The 216-nt window shown below is 58.3% G+C and carries 1 protein-coding gene; it reads left to right on the top strand.

The genetic code is table 11. The annotated features are described in order from the left end of the window. On the top strand, positions 1–216 hold a 216-nt coding region (locus Y79_RS01000000120050), incomplete at both ends, for a phosphopantetheine-binding protein (RefSeq protein ID WP_032864790.1).

Below are 216 nucleotides of genomic sequence, written 5' to 3'. Positions count from 1 at the left end.
AAACGGCCCCGTCGGCATTCGGGATCACTTTTTTGAGCGGGGCGGCCATTCGTTAAAAGCGACAGCTCTCGTCTCCCGCATCGCCAAGGAGTTCGGCGTTCAGGTGCCGTTACAGGACATCTTCGCCCGGCCGACGGTGGAAGAGCTCGCTTTGGTCATTCAGGACCTCGAAGAGAGCCCGTATGAAGCGATTCAGCCGGCGAAAACACAAGACAC

The organism is Bacillus siamensis KCTC 13613 (assembly GCF_000262045.1).
GTDB lineage: Bacteria > Bacillota > Bacilli > Bacillales > Bacillaceae > Bacillus > Bacillus siamensis.
The sequence above is the reverse complement of the archived record's forward strand: the minus strand, read 5'-3'. Positions and strand labels throughout refer to the sequence as shown.